Raw genomic sequence first — 4,678 nt, forward strand, 5'->3', positions numbered from 1 at the left:
CTTGGTTGGTGGAAACCATCAGGGCCAGCGGCCATGTGCGTCGCGCTAACAGGCCGAACACAAGACTGCTTCTGACAGGCTTTATCATCAAATCGGTACTTGCAAAAAGGGAGCCATCCACACAGGACAAAGCTGCCATTAGTGGGAATGAGGGAGTTCATTCGTCGTAGGACGTCGGAACCTATTCAATACGTCAGGCAATGACGTTCAAGACGGATAATGAAACAACCAGGAATAGGATTGTCATTATACCACCGCTCTTGATGAAATCAGTTACCTTGTAGCCTGCAGGCCCCATGATGAGGGCGTTGACCTGATGGGTCGGTATGAGGAACGAGTTCGAGGTTGATATGGCAACAGTTAGTGCAAAGATCGCAGGATCTCCACCTGCCGCAACTGCGATTGACACGGCGAGCGGCACTAACAGAACAGTGGCACCAACGTTTGACATGATCAGAGTGAAAACCGTCGCAATGATCGCAAGCCCTGCCTGCAAGGACCAAAGTGGCCATCCATCTAGAAAAATAAGGACCTGCTGGGCGATCCAGGCCGCCGTTCCGGACGATTGTACCGCCTGTCCAAGGGGAATGAGACTTGCCAGCAGGAAGACCGTGCTCCAACTGACCGCCTCATAGGCGTCGTCTATATCGAGCACGCCGGTCAGGATCATCCCGACAGCGCCCGTCAGCAGACAAAGTGATAGGCGCAGATCGGTGAACAGAATTAGAAACAGAGAAATTGCAAAGAACAACAGCGCCCAAATCACCTTTGTTGGCCGTAGTTCTTCTTGTGGGAAATCGGTTGTGACCACTACAAAATCGCGATCACGGCTCAATCGTGTTAGGGCTTCCCACGTGCTGAGAATGACTAATGTATCGCCAGCACGAAAGGGTACTTCGCCGATTTGTGTCGGTTCATGATCTTCCGTGGCAACAAGGCTCAGGGTTTCTTCGCCGCGATGGATGGCCAACATGCTGGCCCCGTAGGTCTTACGAAACACGACGTCATGTGCACACTTTCCAATCAAGGAGGACCCCGGCGGGATGACCACCTCGGCGACACCGGATCGGGTCGGGGCGTAATCCTCGGCAAACACATCCAATTTTTCATGCAGGATGAAACCCGCATCCTGCGCCATGTGCTGCACTTCCTTTTTTCGGCCCAACACGGCCAACCGACAGGGCGCTGTGATCTCCGTTTGAATGACTGGCGCAAACCATGTTTTCCCGTGATAAGCGCTGCCGATGATGTAGACGTGGTATCTCTGGATGACGTCGTCAAACGTCTCTCCGACGACCGCGTTGCCTTCAGGAATGGTAATTTCGAAAATGTCGGTCTTAAGGCCGTATAGCTCCTTGAGATATTCCTTCATGGAGCGCCCGCTAGTGGCATCTCCACCCTTCTTTGTCGCTGGCAGAACCCAACGCCCAAAAATCACAAAGTAGAGGATCCCCGTGGCAACCAGAGCGATGCCTACCGGCGTCACTGAAAAGAGCCCAAAGGTATCCATCTCCTGGGAATCAGGAAGAGATTGGTTGGCCGTCAGGATCAAATCATTCAGCAAGATCAGCGGTGACGAACCCACCATAGTCATCGTGCCGCCAAGAATGGCGCAAAACCCCATCGGCATCAGCAATCTGCTTAGTGGGATTTCAGTGCGAACAGATATCCGGCTGACAACGGGCAAAAACAATGCGGCGGCACCGACGTTTTGCATAAAAGACGAAATGACACCCACTGTGCCTGAGATAATTGGCACCACCCGCCCCTCAGAGTTTCCGCCATATTTCAGGATCAGCGCGGCAACTTTACTCATCAAACCGGTCTTATCCAGCCCTGCGCCAATGATCATCACCGCAATGATTGAAACCACGGCATTGGAGGCGAGACCATTGAAAAGCTGGCTGACGTCAGCAAGTGACCCCAGACCCGGGAGCTGGCTCAGGAGGCCAAGCAGCACCATGATGAGAATAGCCGCGAAATCAATTCGAACCACTTCTGAAACGAACAATAGGACAGTGAAACCCAATAGGCCGAGGACAACCGCCATCTCAAATGTCAAACTGATTGGGTCCACTTCTTACGCCCCCCGTCACAAGGTTTAGCAGATAGTGGCGATCTGCTAAATGATGAAATCATGTGCTTGGCGACATAGCTCATAGGTCATAGATCTGGAAACCATATTGGGTCAGCTTCCGAATTCTGAAATCAGGCCGCTAACCTGCGGCATGGCCTGAGAACAAGCTAGATCCCTTCTGGCAGATTGTCCGGTTCGGGCTCAGAGCCGCCGTTCGCTGCGGATTACACGAATGACCGAGTTGCGGACTTTCCGGACCTTCATCAAGCTGCGGTCAACATATGCAAACGGCCCTGAGCGGATCTTGGCCTACTGTCCACGTGCTGCATTGCGGCTTCACCACACCGGCCATTCAGGCAAAGTGCAGCACTTCCGAAGGCCGAGCGGCGGCAGCGCGGGACTGAGCGGGTTTTGGGAAGAATAGCGTTTCGGTGCTCAGATTAGTCCTCCGGTCTTGCTCCGAGTTTCGGCTTATTTTCCGGGCGAGTTGCCGTCCTCAAAAGAGATACACGACCGCTGGCGACCTCGCAGATCAAATCGGTACGGGCCTCTACCCCCACGGCCTTGGCCTCGCTGTGTATCCAATCCGAAAATTCACGGATCATTTGGTCATTCTTTCGAGATGATGGATATGAGACAGAATATATGACGAATGGCATGGTGACCGCGTCGAAAAGCCGGACCAGAGCACCGCTTTCAACCGTCGATCTGACAACCGCATCATATGCAAGAGCAACACCTTGTTCCTGCTCCGCCGCTGTCGTCGCAAGTTCGCAGTTTGGAAATGTTGGACCGCGTGGAAATGCCGGAGGATCAATCCCAGCGGCTTCGAACCACTCGTCCCATGCATCCATTGTCTCATCATGCATCAGCGTCATGCGACACAGGTCTCCCGGCTCACGCAACTCTTTACTCTGGATCAGGGATGGACTGACCACGGGATAACGGGCGGATTGCATCAGCGGTTCGGTGACCACGCCCAAAACCGGCGCATCAGCCCACTGGATAACCACGTCAGCACCGTTCGAAGTAAAGTCCGTTGACGGCGCTCCGTTCGAAACCGAAACCCGCACCCGATCGCCGAATGCGAGGCGATTGAGTCTGGGGACAAGCCAGCGTGCCGCAAAACCCGGTGTGCAGTGCACACGAAAGGGTCTTCGCCCGGCCTCCTTCACCGACCTCGTTGACTCTTCGAATGCGTCGAGAAGCGTCGTAAGTTTTCCAGCATAGGCGCGCCCTGTCAGCGTCAGTTCAACTCGGTTTCCTGACCGTCGAAAGACTGACGTACCCAGATACTCTTCAAGTGCGCGGATTTGGTGGCTGACCGCGCTGGCAGTCAGGCAGAGTTCCTCCGAAGCCTCCTTGATGCTGCCCAGACGTGCTGCGGCTTCGAACGCCCGCACCGCAGCGAAGGGTGGAAGTTTTCGTGTCAAGCCCCAGTTTCCCAAGTTAAATGTGATGTTCGCATATGGGATCATTACATACTCGACGGGTTCAAATCAAACTCGGGATTGGCTCATCGAACGCGATCCGGCCTGCCAAGACTCTCTCAGCACCACGATGCTTGATGTGTGCGCGGAGGCCAGAATTTTCAGCGGCGCTCGGACGCGCTTAAGGTTAGAAGGTGCGGGCGGGCCCGGCGACGCTTTGGGCCAGACCACACTTGTGGTCCGGCTTTAGAGACAGTGCCCGTTCGCTTGGTCAATTACAGGCTCGTTCAACTGGCGGGTTTTATATCGCAGACCAAGGCCGATGCAGGCTCACCCCCACGATTGTAGAACCAGTGCACAGTATCGGCGTCCTCGATGAAGGTCTCACCCGCCAAATGTTCTGTTTCGCCGCTGTTGCGGCCTTCCGTCCAAGCACCGGTTTCCATGTAAACGACGCCCGGGACTTCGGCGGCGCTGTGATGCGCGATCTGACCGCCTGGCTCGATCGTGATCCGTCTTAAGAGCAGAACATGACCATCGAGACCTACCTGTCGCGCCATCGAGTCCGCGGGGACCACTCCAAGCTGCTCCACGGCAAGGCCCTTGTGTTCGGTCGGGAAATCTCCTTCAGCCGCTGTGGGCCCGCTGGTTGCGGCAATCGCGCAGAGGGCTGTGATCGGAAGTATTGCGATCGGTGCAGCGCGGCGGAGCGGGTTTATAAGCCAAATCATGTGACATCTCCTTGATGTGCTCGATTAGAGTACGTCCAGATGTTCGCCTGCGGAGCGCCTTGAGAACAAATGTTCTTTTTTCAGCCGAGCGTGAAAAAAATTCAGCCTGCCCCCCCCGCGCCAGCACTTCTGTACCTTTAATGGAAGCTTGCTTAGGGATCGCATGCGACTTGCGGCAATGCAGAGATATGGGTGGTTCCGCATCAGATTGAGCGTCAGCTTTCAACTTCGCGGCCAGATTGGCTCGCAATTGCAGCGAAGGTCCGGAATCCGCCCTCAGTTCAAAATGCTGCCATTGCTGTCTTAGTCGTGTTTGGGCTTATTTTGTTGAAAAACTCTTCCTTGATCGAAGTCTGAACTGCTGATTCAATTCCTGTAATCGAGGGGGAGGACCGGCGATGATGGGACCGAGGCAGGAAGCGCAACCGGCGCTGTTCTAC

The 4,678-nt window shown here is 54.7% G+C and carries 3 protein-coding genes; all 3 read right to left on the bottom strand.

The window, feature by feature from the left end:
- Positions 1 to 193 precede the first annotated feature (193 nt).
- Positions 194 to 2,050 carry an SLC13 family permease gene (locus tag ROG8370_RS19385; RefSeq protein ID WP_170925313.1) on the bottom strand — a complete coding sequence of 619 codons (1,857 nt, stop codon included), beginning with the start codon at positions 2,048 to 2,050 and terminating at the stop codon, positions 194 to 196.
- A gap of 467 nt (positions 2,051 to 2,517) precedes the next feature.
- Positions 2,518 to 3,510: a LysR substrate-binding domain-containing protein gene (locus ROG8370_RS19390; RefSeq protein WP_085828773.1), complete on the bottom strand. Its 993-nt coding sequence runs from the start codon at positions 3,508 to 3,510 to the stop codon at positions 2,518 to 2,520.
- A 284-nt stretch (positions 3,511 to 3,794) separates the two neighbouring features.
- On the bottom strand, positions 3,795 to 4,238 hold the full coding sequence (locus ROG8370_RS19395; protein ID WP_085828772.1) for a cupin domain-containing protein: 444 nt from the start codon (positions 4,236 to 4,238) through the stop codon (positions 3,795 to 3,797).
- Positions 4,239 to 4,678: the final 440 nt, after the last annotated feature.

Origin of the sequence: Roseovarius gaetbuli (assembly GCF_900172365.1) — a bacterium.
GTDB lineage: Bacteria > Pseudomonadota > Alphaproteobacteria > Rhodobacterales > Rhodobacteraceae > Roseovarius > Roseovarius gaetbuli.